Raw genomic sequence first — 18,963 nt, forward strand, 5'->3', positions numbered from 1 at the left:
GTCAGTACTTCCGGCAATAGAGCCAGATCGCCAAAGCTAGGCGAAGCAGTAACAGTCGAGGTCATTTCACACCTTGGAGTGGCCGGTAGGCACCGGCGAAAATGTCATGGCATTGGTGGCGTGATTACCACTGAATGCCGGTCGCACCAGGCATTGCGCTTGTCGCCAGCGGATTCGAAAGCGACAGCGTATGTGGCGACCTTGATGCGCCCGGTTGCGTGATACGTCAACCGATCTAGGCGCTCCATCGTTGCATCCGGACGCGAAAAACGGCGAAGCCGAGCGTCATGTACGAGATACGTCCGGTGCTGGGCATCGACTCACGGGTCGATGGCGTCGATTACAGACATATCGGCAGGATGGCGGGGTCAACACATGCGAGGAGGCGCTACTATACCATCGGCGTAGACGTTTCACCACCCGAACGTAAAAATCCTACCGGGATTCCCTTCAGGCAGAGGTTGCGCCGGGTGAAGCCTGGCGACGAACGCCGTAGACTGCGCGCCATGTCCCTCCTCAGCCAGCCGAGCGTCACTGCCATGCCGACGACACCCAAGCCCACATTGTGGATCGACGCCGACGCCTGCCCCCGCGTTGCCCGCGACATCATCATTCGCGCCGCAGAGCGCACCCAGACCCGGACCTGGATGGTGGCCAATCACGCGCTGCCGTTGCCGCCGTCGCCGTGGGTCAAGTCGCGCACCGTGGCACATGGCTTCGATGCCGCGGACGACGCGATCGTCGACGCCGTCACGAGCGGCGATCTCGTCATCACCAGCGATCTCCCTCTCGCACAGGAGGTCATCGAGCGGGGTGCGATGGTCATGACCACGCGCGGCGAGAACCTGACCCTCGACAACATCAGGTCGCGCGTGCAGATGCGCGACTTCATGGAGACGCTGCGCGCCAGCGGGGAACACACCCAGGGGCCCAGCGCCTACACCGATGGCGATCGCCGGACGTTCGCCAACGCGCTGGATCGCTGGCTGCAGCGCCATGCTCTCGTCTAGCGGGCTCGCTACCGAAGACGACTCGACTGCTACCCGGTCCGGGCTACGACCGCCGTCACTCGCCGCCGCGAATCCCGCGCCCCGTCAGCCGGTCGCGGTCATGCGGCGCATCCAGCGCCAGCATCGGCCCGACGGGTACGATGCGGGTCGGATTGATCGTCGGATGGCTGTAGTAGTAGTGGCGCTTGATATGGTCGAAGTCCACCGTCTCCCGGATACCCGGCCACTGGTAGAGTTCCCGCAGGTAATTCGACAGATTCGGGAAATCCGCGATGCGCTGCCGGTTGCACTTGAAGTGGCCATGGTAGACCGCATCGAAGCGTACCAGCGTGGTGAACAGCCGGATATCGGCCTCGGTCAGCCACTCGCCCGCCAGGTAACGCTGTCCGTCGAGACGCGCCTCCAATCGATCGAGGCAGTCGAACAGCGCAGCGAAGTGCTTTTCATAGACGGCCTGCTCGGTTGCGAAGCCGGCCTTGTAGACGCCGTTGTTGACGTGGTCGTAGACATCGGCGTTGACGGCGTCGATGACATCGCGCAGATCGTCGGGATAGAAATCGAGGCGGCTGCCAGTCAGTTCGTCGAACGCCGTGTTCAGCATCCGCACGATCTCCGCGGACTCGTTGTTGACGATGCGCCGCTCGCGCCGGTCCCACAACGCCGGGACCGTCACCCGCCCCGTGTAGTTCGGGTCCGTCAGGGTATAAAGCTGGTGATGGTAATCGACATGGTTGAGGCTGTCGCCGCTGGAACCTTCGTCGACTCGATAGGACCAACCCTGATCCAGCATCAATGGACTGGTGTGAGAAACGCCCACCAGCGCCTCCAGCCCCTTGAGCTTGCGCATGATCAGTGCGCGATGTGCCCACGGACACGCCAGCGACACGTAGAGATGGTAGCGCCCGGCCTCCGCCGCCAGCCCCCGTTGGCCATTCGGCCCCGGCGCGCCGGTCGGCGTGATCCAGTCGCGCAGCTTGGCGGACTCGCGAACGAACTCCCCGCCATGGCTCTCGGTGTCGTACCATCGATCCTGCCATTTCCCGTCGACCAGCAATCCCATGACGCTCTCCTGTTCATTCGATGTGGTGTGGCGCCCGACCCGTCACGCCCCCGACGACGAGTGCGGAATGGCGTCAGGTGCCGCTTGGCCACTTGCCGATGCCAGCATAGATCCCGGCGGCCGAAGGTCGAGCGCAATAACTCGGCTCATTCGTTCGGCTGCGTCGATGAGTCGGGCATCGCCGGCAACGTCTCGCGCGGACACGTGGAGGCCACGCTCGCCATCAGCTCATCGGCCAGCGCACGCGTGGCCGGGCCGGCGCCATCGACATCTCTGTAGATCATCTGAAGCGACGCCTTGCGTACGCCGCCCGCACGCAGCGGCAGCGCCTTCAGCCGGCCCTGCTGCAACGCCCTATGGATACGTGGCTCGGGCACCCAGGCAAAACCCAGCCCGCGCTCCAGCATGTCGATGGTGGTGGACAGATGGCCCAGCGTCCATCGCTGCTCGGCCTTCAACCAGCCGGCATCGAGTCGATGGCGGACCGCGGAGTCCCGCGTCACCAACTGCCGATACCGCTCCAGATCCCGCAGATCCAGTTCGCGCTGCAACAGGTGCAGTGGATGCCGGGGGTGGGCGACCGCGATGAAAGCCACGTCGACGACCGGCTGCCCCAGGAAACCCTGAGCGTCGATACCCGAGATGACGAGATCGGCCCGCCCCTCGTACAACATCTCTACAGCACCATTGAGCACGGTCTCGTGCAGCTGGACACGCACGTGCGGAAAAGCTTCCGAGAACCGGGTCAACGCCTCCGCGAGGGCATCCGTCGGAAATATCTGATCCACGGCCAAGGAGACTTCCGCCTCCAGCCCCCCCGCAAGACGTTCGGCGACGTCTTCCAGCGAGGCAGCGTTCTCGATCAATTGACGCGCCCGCCTCAGCAGAAGCCCGCCGGCTTCGGTGAGAACCACTTGTCGGCCCTTGGGCTCGAACAGCACCACGCCCAGTTGCTCTTCGATCTTGTGAATCGCATGGTTGAGCGTCGAGGGGCTCCGGTGAACGACATCCGCCGCCTTGGCAAACCCACCGTTATCGGCTACCGCCGCCAGCATCTGCCACTGTAGCAACGTCACTTTAGGCACGACTTTCTCTCCATGGGCTCACGCATCCGATGTCAGGGAACTCGTCCCTGCGCTCGAGCTTTCTACATTTCCACATTTTGCCATCCGCGTCAGAAATCGGCGTTTCTCCTCCGACTTTGGCCGCGCCAAGCCATCTTGGGAATAGACGCCGTCGACGCAATCTCATTGATCAATAAAAGCCGTACAAAAGCTTTACGATGCAATATTTTCCCATAAAACAAGACTTTTAAGGGCACCATATCGGTGCAACGATATGCACCATCAGATTACACCCGCTTACGCCGGGTGTTTCGACGCAGCCCGTCGGGCCTCCCCCGCGCCGTTGCCCCATCATCCGCATGACGGGGCCTGGAGTACTGTAATTAAATACAGACTAGGCAATTAATACTGCCTTGGGGTATTGTTCCCCGGCCTTTATTTAAATTTGTCATCCTTTTTTACCCAGGCCTTCACCTTCATGTTGCGAATATTCCATTCGCTGCCCCGCACGCACAAAGTATTATTGCTACCGGTCGCCACCATGGTCACCGTGCTGGGTACGCAAAAGATCATTGGTGTTTTCGGCGATTCCGAAGACGCACAAAAGCAGATTCCCCTGGCGACGACGACCACGATTTCTCAGTCGATCGTCAATTCAGCGACGCCAAAAGAGACGGACTCCACTGCCTTCTCCCTCGGTGATCTGTCGAAAGAGATCCCACTGGCGCAGCTCGAACCGTTGGGGGTAATGCACCTCGATCTGGTCCCCGAAGCACACGCCGACGACGTTCCCCAGCCGTCAGCGCAGGCGATCTCTCCCATCATCAAGCCGGCGGTCAAGCCCAGCGTTAGGAAACTGGCGGTGCAATTGCCCGTGGGCGATGCCTACTCGGCGACCGACGAAGACGATGACAGCATTGGAGGCACCTCCTACGAGGATTGGTCCTTCGACAACTCTCTCGACCCCTCCGGCAGCACGGAACTGGGCGACGAGATCGCCGCTCGTGAGACCTACGTTCCCGAATGGCAGAGCTACACCATTCAGAACGGCGACTCCTTCGCCCTGACCGCCGAGCGGACGCTGGGCCTGGCGTACAGCGACGTCATGCAGATTCTCAACACGGTGCCGGACAAGAAGGTCCTCACGCGCTGGCGGGTCGGCCACAGCTTCGACTATAAACTCGACGAGCACGGCCAACTGCTGGCGCTGCGGGTGATGAAGGATCCCCGCGAGGGCTATCTGATTCAGCGTGACGACGAGACGGCCGACTTCGCCTACTCCCCGATCGAGAAGACGGGCGAAGCCGCCCAACGCATGTTTACCGGCACGGTCAACGGCTCTTTCGCGCTCTCGGCTCAGTCGACGGGGCTCTCCAGCGCCGAAGTGTCCGAACTCACCAGCGTGCTCTCGAAGAAACTCGATTTCCGTCGCAACGCGCGCGCGGGGGATCAGTTCCGGGTGCTGGTCGAGTCCGACATGATCGACGGCCACTCCATGGACTCCAAGGTGCTGGCCGCCGAGTACGAGGGCCAGCGCATGAACCTGACGGTAGTCCGCAACAGTGCCGACGACCATTTCTACACCCCGGACGGCAACAGTCTCGACCCGGCGTTCGACCGTTATCCTTTCCAGGGCCACTACCGCATCAGCTCACCGTTCAACCTGCGCCGCCACCATCCGGTCACCGGCCGCATCAGCCCGCATAAAGGCACCGACTTCGCCATGCGCAGCGGCACGCCCATCGATGCCCCGGCGGACGGCATCGTCGAACGGGTGGTCAACCATCCGATCGCCGGTCGCTATATCGTGATTCGCCACAACAACGGCTACGTGACCCGCTACCTGCATCTCAGCAAGGCGCTGGTCAAGCCCGGCGAACACGTCAAGATGGGTGAAGAGATTGCGCTTTCGGGCAGCACCGGCCGTGTCACGGGCCCTCACCTGCACTATGAAGTGCTGGTGAACAACCACCAGGTCGACGCCATGCGCGTGAAGCTGCCGGAGTCCCAGAGCCTCCGAGGCGATGCCCTCGCTGCCTTCAAGCGCGAATCGGAAAACCTGCTGGCGAAGCTGGATCAGAGCGGCGACAACGAACCGGCGATCGCCCAGGTCAGCGTCAAGAAGAACGACGACAGCGACGACAACATCTAGTCGATGTCATCGTCGTTCAAGGCCCCGCCACGGCGGGGCTTTTTTGTGGTTCTCCTTCCCGGGGCGACCGCCGGCTCACCGATGGCCACCATTCCCCGCATGAAAGAGGCAACCGTTTTTTTGCGCCGAGTCCTCAAATGGGGGTAGCGCTTTGGGTCACATCAGGCCATTCTGGGGGTGACTTCATCCGTCAGAGAGGTAAAGCCGACACAGTCTTTACGTTCGAACGATAGTGGCACTGACGGAGTGAATCGTGGCGACACCGTTCTGTCACCGCACTCTGTCAGGGTCGAGTAGCCTTGAACTCACAGGAGTGCTTTTGCCGATGGTGCGAATCGACAAGAAAGCGAACAGGCTCTACGTACTGGACACCAATGTCCTGATCCACGACCCAGCAGCCCTTTACCATTTCGAGGAGCACGATGTCGTCATCCCCATGACGGTGCTCGAGGAGCTGGACAAACACAAGAATGGCATGCGCGAGATCGCGCGAACCGCAAGACAGATCAGCCGCACCCTCTCCGACCTCACCGCCCACGTTACACCGGAAGAAATCCAGCAAGGCATTCCCATTCCCCGCGTCACCGGTGGTCCCGCCGGTCGCCTGCGCTTCTTGTGCTACCAGGACCTGGCGCCACTGGAGACACTGGAAAACTCCCCCGACAACCGCATCCTCGCCGAGACCTGCCGGCTACGCGACGAAAGACCCGATGCTTCCGTCACGCTGGTGACCAAGGACATCAATCTGCGGGTCAAGGCCACCGCGCTCAACGTCCCGGTGGAGGACTATCTCAACGACAAGGCGTTCGATGATCTCGACGCCATGATCGAGGGAGCCAAGGTCTATGCCGACGCCGGCCGCGACGGGCGCAGCCTGTGGGAATCGCTCGATGTCGAGGTCATGGTGGAACGCACTGATGGCCACACCTTCTATCACCTGGAAGGCGGCATCCCCGAGGACTGGCATGTGGGCATGCTGGTCTCCGACAGCGACAACGGTGCCGAATTCGAGGCCATCGTCCGCAGCCATGGTCCCCGCAAGGCCAGCCTGCAGCTGTTGACCAACTACCGCCATCACGGCGGCGTCTGGGGCGTCCACGCCCACGACAGCCGGCAGAACTTCGCCCTCAACCTGCTGATGGATCCGACCATCGACTTTCTCACCCTGGCGGGCAGTGCAGGGACCGGCAAGACCTTCATGACGCTCGCTGCAGCCCTGCAGCAGACGCTGGACAGCAAGCAGTTCGAGCGTATCGTCTTTACCCGGGCCCCCATCCCGATGGGTGAGGACATCGGCTTTCTGCCCGGCACCGAGGAGGAGAAGATGTCGCCGTGGATGGGTGCCTTCCACGACAACATGGACAACCTGCTGCGCGACGAGCGCGAGGGATCGTCGAGCTGGAACGATGGCGCGACCCGGCAGTTGATCGGCTCCCGCGTCCAGATCCGCTCTCCCACCTTCATGCGCGGGCGCACCCTGAACGATACCTTCCTGATCATCGACGAGGCCCAGAACTTCACGCCCAAGCAGCTCAAGTCGCTGGTAACGCGCGCCGGGCGCAATACCAAGATCGTCTGCCTGGGCAACGTGGGACAGATCGACACGCCCTACCTGACGGCCAACACCTGCGGCATGGCAGCGGTCGTGGAACGTTTCCGCGACTGGCCTCATGCCGGCCATATCACGCTGAAGAGCGTCGAGCGGTCCCGACTCGCCCTGGCGGCGGAGGAGTTGCTGTAACTCCCTCGTCGACCTTCTCCCACCCAACGCAAGACGCCCCGGCCAAGCCGGGGCGTCCATCGGTCATGTCCCACCAGTGACCGTCAATAGTCGTCTTCTGAAGGCTTCTTGTTGTTCATGACGTCCTCGATCAGCTGTTCGGATTCGCTGCGCGGCGTTTCGGCCAGGATCCGCTCGGCCTCCTCCCAGGCACAGACTTCCGTATTGCAGGAGGTGCAGTAGACCAGATCATCGGCTGACTTGGCCTGGGAAACCTTCATCATATGGTTGCCGCAGTTGGGGCATCCCTTGGGCATACGAAACTCTTCGGAAAAGTCTGACACGGCATCACTCCTTGTCGGCCGTTGAAGGTCTGCATCCAGTGTAGTCGAGTTGTGGCTCGCTGCGGCGACATCTCCCTGCCCGATGCCGAATCGCCTCGGGCGTCAGCGCCGCCAGACGACACAGAGATTGTTCGCCGGCAGCTCGTGAACGGCCTCGCACTTCAGGTCGGTGTCCTCGGCCAGCCGCTCCACCGCTTCGAGATCGCGAATGCCCCAGCGCGGATCACGCGCCCGCAGCTGGTCATCGAACGCCGCATTGCTGGGCGCGGTATGCTCGCCGTGGCGCCGAAAAGGGCCATAGACCACCAGCGCGCCACCCACGGGAAGCCGACGTCCGGCTGCGGCGAACAGGGCCTCGCTGGCGGCCCAGGGGGAGATATGCAGCAGGTTGATAGAGACGACCGCGGTCAGATCCGGCAACGGCGGCCAATCCGCCATGACATCCAGACGAACCGGCGCCGCGAGGTTATCCAGCGCCTCGGTCTCCCGCCAGGCAGCGATCGAGGCCAGCGCGGTCTCGCTGGGATCCGTCGGCTGCCAGCACAACGGCGCCAGGTGACGGGCAAAATAGACCGCATGCTCGCCACTGCCGCTGGCGATCTCCAGTACCCGCCCCGCGCTCGGCAGTACCGAGCGCAGCACCGCGAGGATCGGCTCCCGATTGCGCTGGGCGGCCGGGCTGGAGAGACGCCGGTCGCTTCCCCGCGGTTCCAGAGTGTCCATGCTGTTCATGACGCCCCCGTCACTGAAGTCTCGCGGTCAACCAGGCGGCGATGTCTCGCGCCTGCTCGGGGCACAGACTGTGCCCCATCTCGTAGGTGCGGTAATTGACCGGGTAGCCCAGCGACTCGACCTTCTCGGCGCCCTCGCGCCCCAGGGATTCGGGGACGACGGGATCGACCGAGCCGTGATGCACCTCGATGGGCAGACGGCGGTTGACCTCCGCCAGATCGATGCTGTCGGCGGTGGCGAAGTAGGTCGACAGCGCCAGCAATCCGGCCAGCGGCCGGGCGCAGGAAAGCGCCGCCTCGTAGGCCACCGCGCCCCCCTGCGAGAAACCGGCGATCACGATCCGCCGACTGTCGATCCCATTGGCGATCTGGTCATCGACCAGCCCGTGGACGCGCTCGGCGGAAGCGCGTAGCTGCTCGACATCGACCCGGCGGCCGAGATTCATCTCGAGAATGTCGTACCATGCCGACATCGTCATTCCGCCGTTGACCGTCACCGGCAGTTGCGGGGCATGGGGCAGCACGAACCGCACGGCCAGCGAATCCGGCAACTCCAGCGCCGGTATCAACGGTTCGAAATCATGACCATCGGCCCCCAGCCCATGGAGCAGAATGACACAGGCATCGGCCTTTCTCCCGTTCGATGGTTCAATGATCAACTCGCGCGCAGCTGTCATGTTGGATCGTCCTCGTCGCCTGGTTGGCCCGGTTAGGGTTCGAAATTCAGGTCACCCAGTTTAACGTGCCATCCGAAACCTTGCGCGCTGCGTAGGATGATGAACGGATTCGCTTCACGCCCACCCGACGGCTACAGGTCAAAGCCATGCCGATTCCGAATCGCCCGACCCGACTCAAGGATGAGCCATGACGTTTTCCCTCGCCCAGGCGCCTCGCTGGCACCTGCTTCTGGCCCTGACACTGCTCAACATCCTGCTGCTGACACCGGAGCTTCCCTGGGCGGGCTTTCCACCGCGACACTGGATCGCCCTCGAGGTGCCGCTGATCGTCGGTGTGCTGGCCCTGCTGCCCCCCTCGCGCTGGCGACGCTGGCTATCCGGGCTGGTCGCTCTGTTCGCGCTGGCGATCGTCTTCGGCGCCGCCGGCGACGCCTTGACGCAAACCCTGCAGGGGCGATCGCTGAACCTCTATACCGACATCAAGCTGGTTCCCATCCTGGTCGAGCTGATCGTCACCAATCTCGACCTGCCGCTGGCCATCGCAGGCTTATCGGCCGCCGGCCTCGCCGCGTTCGCCACCGGCCTGTTGCTGGCGAGACTGCTGCGCGGTTTTCACGCTCGCAACACGCCACGCGCGCTGGCGCTGCTGCTGGTTTTGTCGGGAGGCATCGGGCTGGCGGGCGTCAATGTCCTGTCCCAGGACAACGCGCCGGCCTGGATCGCCAGGCTCGGCCACCCCGCTGCCAGCTTCGTGAGGTTCGAATGGCAGCGCGCTTTGCAGACACGCCAGGCGATGGCGACGTTCGGGCGCCGGCTGTACGACGACGATCACGCCTATGCGGCGCCCGGCGGCCAGGCCCTTCCCGGCTTGGCCGACACCGATGTCATCCTGGGCTTCATCGAGTCCTACGGCGTCGCCGCCATCGAGCGCGAACCGTTCAGGGCCGAGATTCGGCCGCGCCTCGAGACGATAGCGCACCAGCTCGCCGCCGCCGGCCTGTCGGTGGCCACCGGACGCATCACCGCTGCCACGCTGGGCGGCCAGTCCTGGCTCAATCACGCCACTTTCGCCAGCGGCCTGCCGGTCACGTCGCAGCTGCGGTTCGAGCTGATGATCAATAGCCCCCATTCGACCCTGATCGACGATTTCAAGGCGACCGGGCACGCCACCATCGCCATCATGCCGGGCATCACCCGGGATTGGCCCGAGGGCGGCCGCTACGGCTACGACGAGATCCACACCGCCGGGAGCATGGACTATCAAGGCCCCTCGATGGGGTGGGCCAGCATGCCCGATCAGTTCACCTGGCAACGGGTCGAGGATTATGCGCTGTCACGTCACGACCGGCCGAGCTTTACCGAGTTGGCGACGCTGTCGAGCCACGCCCCGTGGTCGCCGGTCATCGACATGATCGAGGACTGGTCGACGGTCGAAGACGGGCGGGTTTTCGATCGCTGGAGAGGCGCGGGCGAGGACTACGCCACGCTGTGGCAGGACACCGAGGCGATGCGCCGAAACTACGGCCCGGCCATCGACTACTCGCTACAGGCGGCCAGCGGCTTTGCCCGGCGCTACCTGGGCCGGAACCTGCCCCGCGGCGATCACGCCCTGATGATGATACTCGGCGACCACCAGGCCGCGCCGGCCATCATCGGCGACACGCCCGGCAGGGATGTGCCGCTGCATGTCATCAGCGACGATCCGGCGTTGCTACGGGGATTCATCGACAACGGCTTCCGGCCCGGCATGTTTCCGCCCGGGCCGCAAGCCGCGATTCCCATGGAGGGAATGCGGGAGCTGCTGCATCGGATCTACGGCGATGTCACTCCTGATGAGACGTCGCCGACTTCAGGTTCCGGCTCTTGATCAGACTGGCGACGGTGGTGACGACCAGGGTACCGAGAATGATCGACATGGAGAGCCAGATCGGGATTTCCGGAACCAGATGCAGCGGCTCTCCGCCGTTGATGAACGGCAGGCTGTTGGTGTGCATCGCCTCGATGATCAGCTTGACGCCGATGAAGGCCAGGATGAACGACAGCCCCAGGCTGAGATAGACCAGTCGGGTCAGCAGGCCGCCGAGCAGGAAATAGAGCTGGAGCAGCCCCAGCAGGGCAAAGGCGTTGGTGGTGAAGACGATATAGGGCTCCTTGGTCAGCCCGTAGATCGCCGGGATCGAGTCCAGTGCGAACAGCACGTCGGTCATCCCCAGCGCCACCACCACCATGAACAGCGGCGTCACCAGACGCTTGCCGTTCTTGACCGTCAGCAGGCGGTCGCTGTCGAACTCGTCGGTGGCCGGCAGACGCTGCTGGATCCAGCGCACGATGGCGTTGGGCTCGTACTCTTCGTTCTCGTCGTGACCGCCCGCGCCCTCGCGCACCAGCTGAATCGCCGTATAGAGCAGGAAAAAGCCGAAAAGGTAGAAAACCCAGCTGAACTGCGCGATGGCCGCGGCACCGACCGCGATGAAGATGCCGCGCAGGATCAGCGCAATCACGATGCCGATCAACAGCGCCTTCTGCTGGTAGGCGCGCGGCACCGCGAACTTGGCCATGATGATCAGGAACACGAACAGGTTGTCGACCGACAGGCTCTTCTCGGTGATGAAACCCGCAAAGTACTCGGCGCCATGCTGCGCGCCCCAGACCCACCACAGACCGCCACCGAAGATCACCGCCAGCGCGATGAAGAAGACCGACCACCAGGCCGCTTCCTTGAAGGTGGGATCGTGGGGCTTACGCACATGGGCGTAGAAATCGAAGATGAAGAGTGCGGCGATGCCGGCGACAGTCGCCAGCCAGACCCAGACGGGTACGTGCATAGGGAAACCTCCGGTTGACGGTGAACGTCACCGAAAGTCTCTCCCGCTGACCGCGGCACCCGCTGGGTGCCCGAACAACCGATGATACCGGGGCAATGTGGCCCGTGCTGACGACATCATCGAACCGGCGGCGCACGCGGCGCCGGCGGTGGGATACTCCCCTTCCGTGCCCGCGCATTGTGGCCCGCCGCCAATGGCAGAGCAAGGAAAAAAGCCCGTGGAAACACGGGCTTTTTCAGCTTTTCGACAGGCGCCGGCGGGATGCGCCGAGGCGCGCTCAGCCGGAGAGCACCACCGTGCGCCCGGCATGCAGGAAGACGCGCTTCTGCAGGTGGTAGCGCACCGCCCGCGCCAGGGTCAGGCACTCGATGTCGCGTCCACGCGCCACCAGATCTTCCGGGTAGTGGGCATGGTCGACCGCCTCGACGCCCTGAGCGATGATCGGCCCCTCGTCGAGATCGTCGTTGATGTAGTGGGCAGTGGCGCCGACCAGCTTCACGCCCTTCTCGTAGGCCTGGTGGTAGGGTTTGGCACCCTTGAAGCCGGGCAGCAGCGAGTGGTGGATATTGATCGCGCGGCCGGCGAAGTGGTGGCACAGCTCGGGCGACAGCACCTGCATGTAGCGCGCCAGGATCACCAGCTCCGCCCCGCTCTCCTCGACCACCCGGCGCACCTCGGCCTCCTGCTCCGCCTTGGTCTCCGGGGTGATCGGCAGATGGTGATAGGGCAGCCCATGCCACGCCGCCAACGGCTCTAGATCCGGATGGTTGGAGACGATGGCACGCACATCGATCGCCAGCTGCCCGGTGCGATAGCGATAGAGCAGATCGTTGAGGCAGTGGTCGGTCTTGGAGACCATGATCACCACCGGCAGGCGATAGTCCGGCGGGGTCAGCTCGAAGTGCATGTCGAACGCCGACGCCCGCGCGTCGAATTGCCCGCGGAAGTCGTCGCCGTCGAAATCGGCCTGCTCGGGGAGAAAGGCCGCGCGGATGAAGAACTGTCCGCCGCGGTAGTCGTCGAAGGAGTGCAGCTCGGTGATGTAGCAGCCCTGCTCCTTGAGAAAACGGGTCACCACGTCCACCGTGCCCAGCCGGCTCGGGCACTGGGCGGACAGAATCCAGCTGTTGTTTTCAGAGTGCATGTTGGCTCCAGCCAGGCCTGGCCCCTACTGTCGCAGGGGCCTTGTATCGTCAGTGCGACGCGGATTCCACGCGCAGCCCGTACTCGCGCCCGGCATCCCGCAGCCAGCGCACGCAGTAGTCGGCGAAGCTGCGCCGCACCACCAGCTCGAAGCGCTCTTCGCTGGGACGCCGCAGCACCACGCTGGTCTTGGCGAAGACGGTGCCTACCGCCTTGCCCACCGTCAGCCCATGCTCGTGGACGTCGTAGGTGACCGACTTCATCAGCAGCTCGCGCGCCTTCTCGCCGGAGAGCTCCAGCAGGGTCTGGCCGCCGCCAACGTTGACGATGGCGAAGTGGGCATCCCCCAGCCGCGCGCGCAGCCGATTCTCCAGCTCGAACTCCTCGCCAGCGGGCACGATCACCAGCCACTCGTCCGGCGAGACCCACTGCACCGAACGGCTGCCCTCGGCGTCGAGCACCAGCCCCAGCGGCTTGCCCGGCAGGCTCACGCCGAGCTCGGCACGCACCGCCTCGTCGAGGGTGATGGCACCGCCGCGCAGCACCAGATGACCGAGGAACGGCCGTTCGACCACTCGGATCTGCTCGGCGGCGCCACCTTCCTCGGTGACGCGCCCCTGTACCCGGCTCCACTGCAGCGGCGACTCGGGGGTGACGCCGGCGTCAGCGCCCGGATGCGTATCGAAAGTGGCGGCGTTGCCGCCATTATCTTCAGAACGGGCTTCAGACATTCTGGCGCTCTCCCTTGGGATCGATGAAGACGGTACTCACGACTTCGGCCTGGTGGACACTGCCATCGGACATCGGCAGATAGACGGTCTCGCCCATCCGGTTGCGTCCGCCCTTGAGCACCGCCAGCGCGAAGCCGCTCTCCAGTACCGGGCTGTAATAGCTCGAGGTGACGTGGCCCATCATGGTCATGGGAATCTTCTGCTCGGGGTCGAGCACGATCTGCGCTCCCTCCTCGAGGACCACCTTGGGGTCCTTGGGCTTGAGCCCCACCAGCTGCTTGCGATCCTCGCGGGCGGTGTCCGGACGCGTCAGCGCGCGCTGGCCGATCCACGAGAACGGTTTGTCGTAACCCACCGCCCAGTGCATGCCCAGATCCTCCGGGGTCACCGAGCCATCGGTGTCCTGACCGGCGATGATCAGCCCCTTCTCGGCACGCAGCACGTGCATGGTCTCGGTGCCGTAGGGCGTGAGGTCGTACTTCTCGCCGTGGGCGAACAGCGCCTTCCACACGTGCATGGCGTAGTTGGCCTGGACGTTGATCTCGAACGCCAGCTCACCGGTGAAGGAGATACGGAACACCCGCGCCGGGACGCCGGCGACCTTGCCCTCCTTCCAGTCCATGAACTTGAACTGCTCACGGTCGAGATCGATATCGGTCACTTCCGACATCAGCTTGCGCGCGTCCGGACCGGTCACGGTCATGGTCGCCCAGTGGTCGGTGACCGAATTGAAGTAGACCTGCAGTTCCGGCCATTCGGTCTGATGCCACAGCTCCAGCCACTCCAGCACGCCGGCGGCGCCGCCGGTGGTGGTGGTCATCAGGAAGTGGTTTTCGGCCAGGCAGCTGGTGGTACCGTCGTCCATCAGCATGCCGTCGTCTTTGCACATCAGCCCGTAGCGCACGCGCCCCGGTGCCAGCTTGGCCCACTTGTTGGTGTAGACCCGGCCCAGGAACTCACGCGCATCCGGCCCCTGGATGTCGATCTTGCCCAGGGTCGAGGCGTCGAGGATACCCACGCCGCGGCGCACCGCCAGACACTCGCGCGCCACCGCCTCATGCATCGTCTCCAGACGCTCTTGACCGTCGGCGCGGCGTTTTTGTGGAAAATACCAGGGGCGCTTCCACTGGCCGACATCCTCGAACTCGGCGCCGTTCTCCACGTGCCACTGGTGCAGCGCGGTGTAGCGCTCGGGATCGAACAGCTCGCGGCAGTGGCGGCCGACAATGGCGCCGAAGCTGACCGGGGTGTAGTTGGGACGGAAGACCGTGGTGCCCACCTCGGGGATCGAGCGATTGAGGCAGCGCGCGGCGATCGCCATGCCGTTGATGTTGCCCAGCTTGCCCTGGTCGGTGCCGAAGCCCAGCGCGGTGTAGCGCTTGACGTGCTCGATCGACTCGAAGCCCTCCCGGGTCGCCAGCTCCACGGCGGCTGCGGTGACATCGTTCTGCAGATCGACGAACTGCTTGGGCGCGCGCAGCGGCGGCTTCTCGTGGGGGATCTGATAGAGCGCGCTGGTCGGCGACTCCTGGCGCACCGCGACCTCGGGCACCGCGATCGCCGCGGCCTCCTCGAAGCCTGCCGCACGCACCGCCTCGGCCCCCACGTCGGCGCCGTCGGTGAGCGTCTCGCCGAGGGCATAGACCCCATGAACGCCGCCGGCAAAATGCATGCCCTTGACCTCACCGGGCACGAAGCCGAGCAGGTCATCGCGCCACTGCGGGCGCTTGCCGGTGTGCGAGGCCAGGTGGACCACCGGGCTGTAGCCGCCGGAGCTGGCGATGGTATCGCACTCGAGCGTCTCGACCTTACCGGTCACCACGAAGCGTTCGGTGTCGATCGCCACCACCTTGGCACCGCTGACGCGCTGGCTGCCGGTGGCCTCCATCACGGCGCTGCCGGTGATGACGCGGATACCGGCGTCGCGGGCCTGCTTGACCAGATCGCCGTCCGGCTTGGCGCGCGAGTCGACTACCGCGACCACCTCGCGGCCGGCCTCCTGCCAGTCCAGCGCCGCGCGGTAGGCATGATCGTTGTTGGTGGAGAGCACCAGACGCTGCCCCGGCACCACGCCAAAGCGGCGGATGTAGACGGAGACCGCCCCTGCCACCAGGTTGCCGGGCACATCGTTGTTGGCGTAGACCAGCGGGCGCTCGTGGCTGCCGCTGGCCAGTACCACGCGGCCGGCACGCACCCGGTGCAGCCGTGCACGCACTTCGCCCTCGCGACCGGCGCCCGCGGCGGTATCGGCGAGGTGCTCGGTGCGCCGCTCGTGCAGGGTGACGAAGTTGTGGTCGTGATAGCCGTTGGCGGTGGTACGCGGCAGCAGCGTGACGTTGGCCAGGCCGGAGAGTTCGGCAACCACCTGCTCGGCCCAGGCGCTGGCCGGGGCGCCGTCGATCGATTCACGGCTGTCGAGCAGCGAACCGCCCATCTCTTCCTGCTCGTCGCACAGGATCACCCGCGCGCCGGCACGGGCGGCGGAGAGCGCGGCGGCAAGCCCGGCGGGGCCGGCACCGATCACCAGCACGTCGCAGTGCTGATTGAAATGGTCGTAGATATCCGGGTCGGCTTCGGTAGGCGCGCGACCGAGGCCGGCCCCCTTGCGGATGAACTTCTCGTAGGTCATCCACATCGAGGCCGGGGCCATGAACGTCTTGTAGTAGAAGCCCGGCGGCATGAAGCTGCCACCCAGCTTGCCGACCCAGCTCATGACATCGCGCTGCACGTTCGGCCAGCCGTTGGTACCGCGTGCCACCAGGCCGTCATACAGCGCCTGCTGGGTGGCACGCACGTTGGGCACCTGGGCGGCCTCGCTGGCGCCGAGCTGGACGATGGCGTTGGGCTCTTCGGGCCCGGCGGCGGCGATTCCGCGCGGACGCGAATACTTGAAGCTGCGGTTGACGATATCCACGCCGTTGGCCAGCAGCGCGGAGGCCAGGGTGTCTCCGGCGAAGCCGGTATATTGCTGGCCATTGAAGGTGAACGACAGCCGCCGCGAGCGGTCGATGCGCCCGCCCTGATTGAGACGGTTGGACTGGGTCATGACGGCGTCTCCTCGTTGAGCCGGCTGTTCTCGGGCTGTGCGCCCACGGTCTGCCAGCCGCCGTCGGCGGTCTGCACGCCCTGCTCGCGGCGGACCTCGGCGTTGGCGGCGGTGATGCTCGGCTGCTCGCCCATGCGATAGGTCTCGAGAATCTCGTAGGTCGCGGTGTCGCGGGTGATATTGAAGAACTTGCGACAGCCCAGGCGGTGCACCCACATCTCGTGGTGGATACCGCGCGGGTTGTCACGGAAGAACAGGTAGTCGCCCCACTCCTCGTCGCTCACGCTGGCGGGATCGGCCGGCCGGACGAGGTGTGCCTGACCGCTGGGATGAAACTCCTCTTCCTCGCGGTACTCCTGGCAGTAGGGACAGAAGATATGAAACATGGTGTGCTCTCCTCAGTGCGCCACGCCGGCGGCGCCGTGTTCATCGATCAAAGCGCCGGTATTGAACCGGTCGATGGAGAACGGCGCCGCGATGGGGTGCATTTCCCCTTTAGCCAGACTGGCTGCAAAAACGTGTCCGGAGCCGGGGGTGGCCTTGAAACCACCGGTGCCCCAGCCGCAGTTGAAATAGAGTCCTTTGACCTTGGTCTTGGACAGGATCGGGCAGGCGTCGGGGCAGGTATCGACGATGCCGCCCCACTGCCGGTTCATGCGCACCCGCGAGAACATCGGGAACATCTCGACGATCGCCTGCAGGGTGTGCTCGATGGTGGGAAAGCTGCCGCGCTGGCCGTAACCCAGGTAGCCGTCGATCCCCGCGCCGATCACCAGGTCGCCCTTGTCGGACTGGCTGACGTAGCCGTGCACGTGGTTGGACATGGTGACGGTGTTGAGAATCGGCTTGAGTGGCTCGGAAACCAGTGCCTGCAGCGGATGCGACTCCAGCGGCAGCTTGAGCCCGGCCATCTTGGCCAGCACGCCGGAGTTGCCCGCGGCCACGCAGCCCACCGTGTGCGCTTCGATGTCGCCGCGGTTGGTGTGCACGCCGTAGACCTGGCCATCACGGATCTTGAAGCCGGTCACCTCGGTGTTCTGCAGCAGATCGACGCCCAGCGCGTCGGCGCCACGGGCGAAGCCCCAGGCCACCGCGTCGTGACGCGCGACCCCGGCGCTCTTCTGCCACGAGGCGCCCATGATCGGGTAACGCGCGCTCTTGGAGATATCCAGCGCCGGTTCGATCTCCTTGATCTGCTCGGGGGTCACCACCTCGCTGTCGATGCCGTTGAGACGGTTGGCATTGACCCGGCGCTGCACGTCACGCATGTCCTGCAGGGTGTGCGCCAGGTTGAGCACGCCGCGCTGCGAGAACATCACGTTGTAGTTGAGATCCTGGGACAGCCCCTTCCACAGATCGAGGGAGTGGTTGTAGAGCCGTGCCGCCTCGTCCCAAAGATAGTTGGAACGCACGATGGTGGTGTTGCGCGCAGTATTACCGCCACCCAGCCAGCCCTTCTCGATCACCGCCACATTGGTGACGCCGAACTCCTTGGCGAGGTAGTAGGCCGTCGCCAGACCGTGGCCGCCACCGCCGACGATGATCACATCGTAGCGCTTCTTGGGGGTGGGATTGCGCCAGTGACGCTGCCAGTTCTCGTGATGACTGAGCGCGTGCTTGACCAGGCTGAAACCGGAATAACGTTGCATGGGGACCCTCTCTACGCCACGGCGGACGGCGGTATCGACCCTCGGGTCGATGATTTTCCGCGATGGTATCGTCCACCCTTGGGGCCATGATGTTCTGCGACGTCACGCTCGGGCGTGTTTGCGACATGACATTGCGATTTGCGACAGAGAGGATCGCCGCTGCCGTTCGAGGGGCGGCCCGGACGGCGCCGAACCGACGAGAGCGCGAGGCTATCCGCGCCCCGGGACTGCCGCAGAGTGACCGATGATCTCCGGCATGACCTCCAGGCGCATCGTTGGATCCTCAGGCGGGGTGTCGATCCAGTCGAAGAGGCGCGCGATCATCGTGGAAACGTCCTGGCGCATCATGATCAGGCGCGGATGGAAGGCTGCCGCCAGCGGATCCCAGTCGAAGCAGCCCATGATGATGTCGTTCATATCGTGCCCGCCCAGACGCAGCCAGCGCACGATCCCTTCCAGCGAGATCGTGGAGTTGACGAACATCGCCGCGGGCAGATGTCCCTCGCGCTCGACGTAGGCCCCGAGCGCTGCCTGGGCCTTCTCGGCGGCATAATCGCAGGGCACGATATCCGTGGGCTTCGTTGCCAGGCCGCGCCTCTCATGGGCCTGGCGAAAGCCTTCGATACGCTCCCGGGTGTTGTGGTCCTCGGCTCGCCCCCCGATGAACAGCACCCGCGCCGCGTCGGCTCGCCGCGCCGCGGCCTCCACAAACAGCCCATCCAAAGCACCCGAAACCACGCACAGCATTCTCCGCAAAGATTGCAGTTCCCGCGCATCCTCAGCCACAGTCGATCTTGGATCAAGACTCGGA

At 64.5% G+C, this 18,963-nt stretch carries 16 protein-coding genes; 4 read left to right on the forward strand and 12 right to left on the reverse strand.

Annotation, left to right across the window (positions count from 1 at the left end; all coding sequences use genetic code 11):
• The first annotated feature begins 506 nt into the window (after window positions 1-506).
• Window positions 507-1,010 (forward strand): YaiI/YqxD family protein, encoded by a 504-nt coding sequence (locus tag Q0602_RS24945; RefSeq protein ID WP_298848944.1) that lies wholly within the window; start codon window positions 507-509, stop codon window positions 1,008-1,010.
• A gap of 55 nt (window positions 1,011-1,065) precedes the next feature.
• Here Q0602_RS24945 and Q0602_RS24950 read toward each other — a convergent pair whose 3' ends face one another.
• On the reverse strand, window positions 1,066-2,070 hold the full coding sequence (locus Q0602_RS24950) for a glutathione S-transferase family protein (protein WP_298848945.1): 1,005 nt from the start codon (window positions 2,068-2,070) through the stop codon (window positions 1,066-1,068).
• Between the two features lie 146 nt (window positions 2,071-2,216).
• Window positions 2,217-3,155, reverse strand: coding sequence for a LysR family transcriptional regulator (locus Q0602_RS24955; protein ID WP_298848947.1), 939 nt, complete (start codon window positions 3,153-3,155; stop codon window positions 2,217-2,219).
• Window positions 3,156-3,612: 457 nt separating this feature from the next.
• On the opposite strand from Q0602_RS24955, the gene Q0602_RS24960 reads away from it, so the two are divergent.
• Complete coding sequence (locus Q0602_RS24960) at window positions 3,613-5,286, forward strand: peptidoglycan DD-metalloendopeptidase family protein (RefSeq protein WP_298848948.1); 1,674 nt, start codon at window positions 3,613-3,615, stop codon at window positions 5,284-5,286.
• A 325-nt stretch (window positions 5,287-5,611) separates the two neighbouring features.
• Window positions 5,612-7,027 (forward strand): PhoH family protein, encoded by a 1,416-nt coding sequence (locus tag Q0602_RS24965; RefSeq protein ID WP_298848949.1) that lies wholly within the window; start codon window positions 5,612-5,614, stop codon window positions 7,025-7,027.
• Between the two features lie 83 nt (window positions 7,028-7,110).
• Here Q0602_RS24965 and Q0602_RS24970 read toward each other — a convergent pair whose 3' ends face one another.
• The 3 genes from Q0602_RS24970 to Q0602_RS24980 form a co-directional block, all read right to left on the reverse strand.
• On the reverse strand, window positions 7,111-7,350 hold the full coding sequence (locus Q0602_RS24970; RefSeq protein ID WP_149433735.1) for a hypothetical protein: 240 nt from the start codon (window positions 7,348-7,350) through the stop codon (window positions 7,111-7,113).
• Between the two features lie 102 nt (window positions 7,351-7,452).
• Window positions 7,453-8,082, reverse strand: a complete 630-nt coding sequence (locus Q0602_RS24975; protein ID WP_298848950.1) for a DUF938 domain-containing protein — start codon at window positions 8,080-8,082, stop codon at window positions 7,453-7,455.
• Window positions 8,083-8,092: 10 nt separating this feature from the next.
• Complete coding sequence (locus Q0602_RS24980) at window positions 8,093-8,758, reverse strand: alpha/beta fold hydrolase (RefSeq protein ID WP_295039592.1); 666 nt, start codon at window positions 8,756-8,758, stop codon at window positions 8,093-8,095.
• 187 nt (window positions 8,759-8,945) lie between these two features.
• On the opposite strand from Q0602_RS24980, the gene Q0602_RS24985 reads away from it, so the two are divergent.
• The gene (locus Q0602_RS24985; protein ID WP_298848951.1) at window positions 8,946-10,625 is read left to right on the forward strand and encodes a hypothetical protein; all 1,680 of its coding nucleotides are present in this window, start codon (window positions 8,946-8,948) and stop codon (window positions 10,623-10,625) included.
• On the opposite strand, the gene Q0602_RS24990 is transcribed toward Q0602_RS24985, so the two are convergent.
• From Q0602_RS24990 to Q0602_RS25020, 7 genes are all read right to left on the reverse strand, one after another.
• Window positions 10,582-11,583, reverse strand: coding sequence for a TerC family protein (locus Q0602_RS24990; RefSeq protein ID WP_295039589.1), 1,002 nt, complete (start codon window positions 11,581-11,583; stop codon window positions 10,582-10,584). The two genes, Q0602_RS24985 and Q0602_RS24990, sit on opposite strands and share 44 nt — an antisense overlap.
• Window positions 11,584-11,860: 277 nt before the next feature.
• Window positions 11,861-12,727, reverse strand: coding sequence for a formyltetrahydrofolate deformylase (gene purU, locus Q0602_RS24995; protein ID WP_298848953.1), 867 nt, complete (start codon window positions 12,725-12,727; stop codon window positions 11,861-11,863).
• Between the two features lie 49 nt (window positions 12,728-12,776).
• Entirely contained in the window at window positions 12,777-13,457 is a 681-nt protein-coding gene (locus Q0602_RS25000) for a sarcosine oxidase subunit gamma (RefSeq protein ID WP_298848955.1), read from the reverse strand.
• A complete protein-coding gene (locus Q0602_RS25005; protein WP_298848958.1) occupies window positions 13,450-16,503 on the reverse strand; it encodes a sarcosine oxidase subunit alpha family protein in 3,054 nt (1,017 codons plus the stop codon). The genes Q0602_RS25000 and Q0602_RS25005 overlap by 8 nt, the downstream gene beginning before the upstream one ends.
• A complete protein-coding gene (locus Q0602_RS25010; RefSeq protein WP_106418260.1) occupies window positions 16,500-16,889 on the reverse strand; it encodes a sarcosine oxidase subunit delta in 390 nt (129 codons plus the stop codon). The genes Q0602_RS25005 and Q0602_RS25010 overlap by 4 nt, the downstream gene beginning before the upstream one ends.
• A gap of 12 nt (window positions 16,890-16,901) precedes the next feature.
• On the reverse strand, window positions 16,902-18,152 hold the full coding sequence (locus tag Q0602_RS25015; protein ID WP_207034940.1) for a sarcosine oxidase subunit beta family protein: 1,251 nt from the start codon (window positions 18,150-18,152) through the stop codon (window positions 16,902-16,904).
• A 210-nt stretch (window positions 18,153-18,362) separates the two neighbouring features.
• Window positions 18,363-18,890, reverse strand: a complete 528-nt coding sequence (locus Q0602_RS25020) for a substrate-binding domain-containing protein (protein ID WP_298848969.1) — start codon at window positions 18,888-18,890, stop codon at window positions 18,363-18,365.
• Between the last annotated feature and the right edge of the window lie 73 nt (window positions 18,891-18,963).

Source organism: uncultured Salinicola sp., from assembly GCF_937921195.1.
In the GTDB taxonomy this organism is placed as follows: domain Bacteria; phylum Pseudomonadota; class Gammaproteobacteria; order Pseudomonadales; family Halomonadaceae; genus Salinicola.

Excerpts from the sequence above, each read along its gene's own strand:
- Q0602_RS24945 (WP_298848944.1), top strand. The coding sequence starts at position 507 with ATGTCCCTCCTCAGCCAGCCGAGCGTCACTGCCATGCCGACGACACCC.
- Q0602_RS24950 (WP_298848945.1), bottom strand. The coding sequence starts at position 2,070 with ATGGGATTGCTGGTCGACGGGAAATGGCAGGATCGATGGTACGACACC.
- Q0602_RS24960 (WP_298848948.1), top strand. The coding sequence starts at position 3,613 with ATGTTGCGAATATTCCATTCGCTGCCCCGCACGCACAAAGTATTATTG.
- Q0602_RS24965 (WP_298848949.1), top strand. The coding sequence starts at position 5,612 with ATGGTGCGAATCGACAAGAAAGCGAACAGGCTCTACGTACTGGACACC.
- Q0602_RS24975 (WP_298848950.1), bottom strand. The coding sequence starts at position 8,082 with ATGAACAGCATGGACACTCTGGAACCGCGGGGAAGCGACCGGCGTCTC.
- Q0602_RS24980 (WP_295039592.1), bottom strand. The coding sequence starts at position 8,758 with ATGACAGCTGCGCGCGAGTTGATCATTGAACCATCGAACGGGAGAAAG.
- Q0602_RS24985 (WP_298848951.1), top strand. The coding sequence starts at position 8,946 with ATGACGTTTTCCCTCGCCCAGGCGCCTCGCTGGCACCTGCTTCTGGCC.
- Q0602_RS24990 (WP_295039589.1), bottom strand. The coding sequence starts at position 11,583 with ATGCACGTACCCGTCTGGGTCTGGCTGGCGACTGTCGCCGGCATCGCC.
- purU (WP_298848953.1), bottom strand. The coding sequence starts at position 12,727 with ATGCACTCTGAAAACAACAGCTGGATTCTGTCCGCCCAGTGCCCGAGC.
- Q0602_RS25000 (WP_298848955.1), bottom strand. The coding sequence starts at position 13,457 with ATGTCTGAAGCCCGTTCTGAAGATAATGGCGGCAACGCCGCCACTTTC.
- Q0602_RS25005 (WP_298848958.1), bottom strand. The coding sequence starts at position 16,503 with ATGACCCAGTCCAACCGTCTCAATCAGGGCGGGCGCATCGACCGCTCG.
- Q0602_RS25010 (WP_106418260.1), bottom strand. The coding sequence starts at position 16,889 with ATGTTTCATATCTTCTGTCCCTACTGCCAGGAGTACCGCGAGGAAGAG.
- Q0602_RS25015 (WP_207034940.1), bottom strand. The coding sequence starts at position 18,152 with ATGCAACGTTATTCCGGTTTCAGCCTGGTCAAGCACGCGCTCAGTCAT.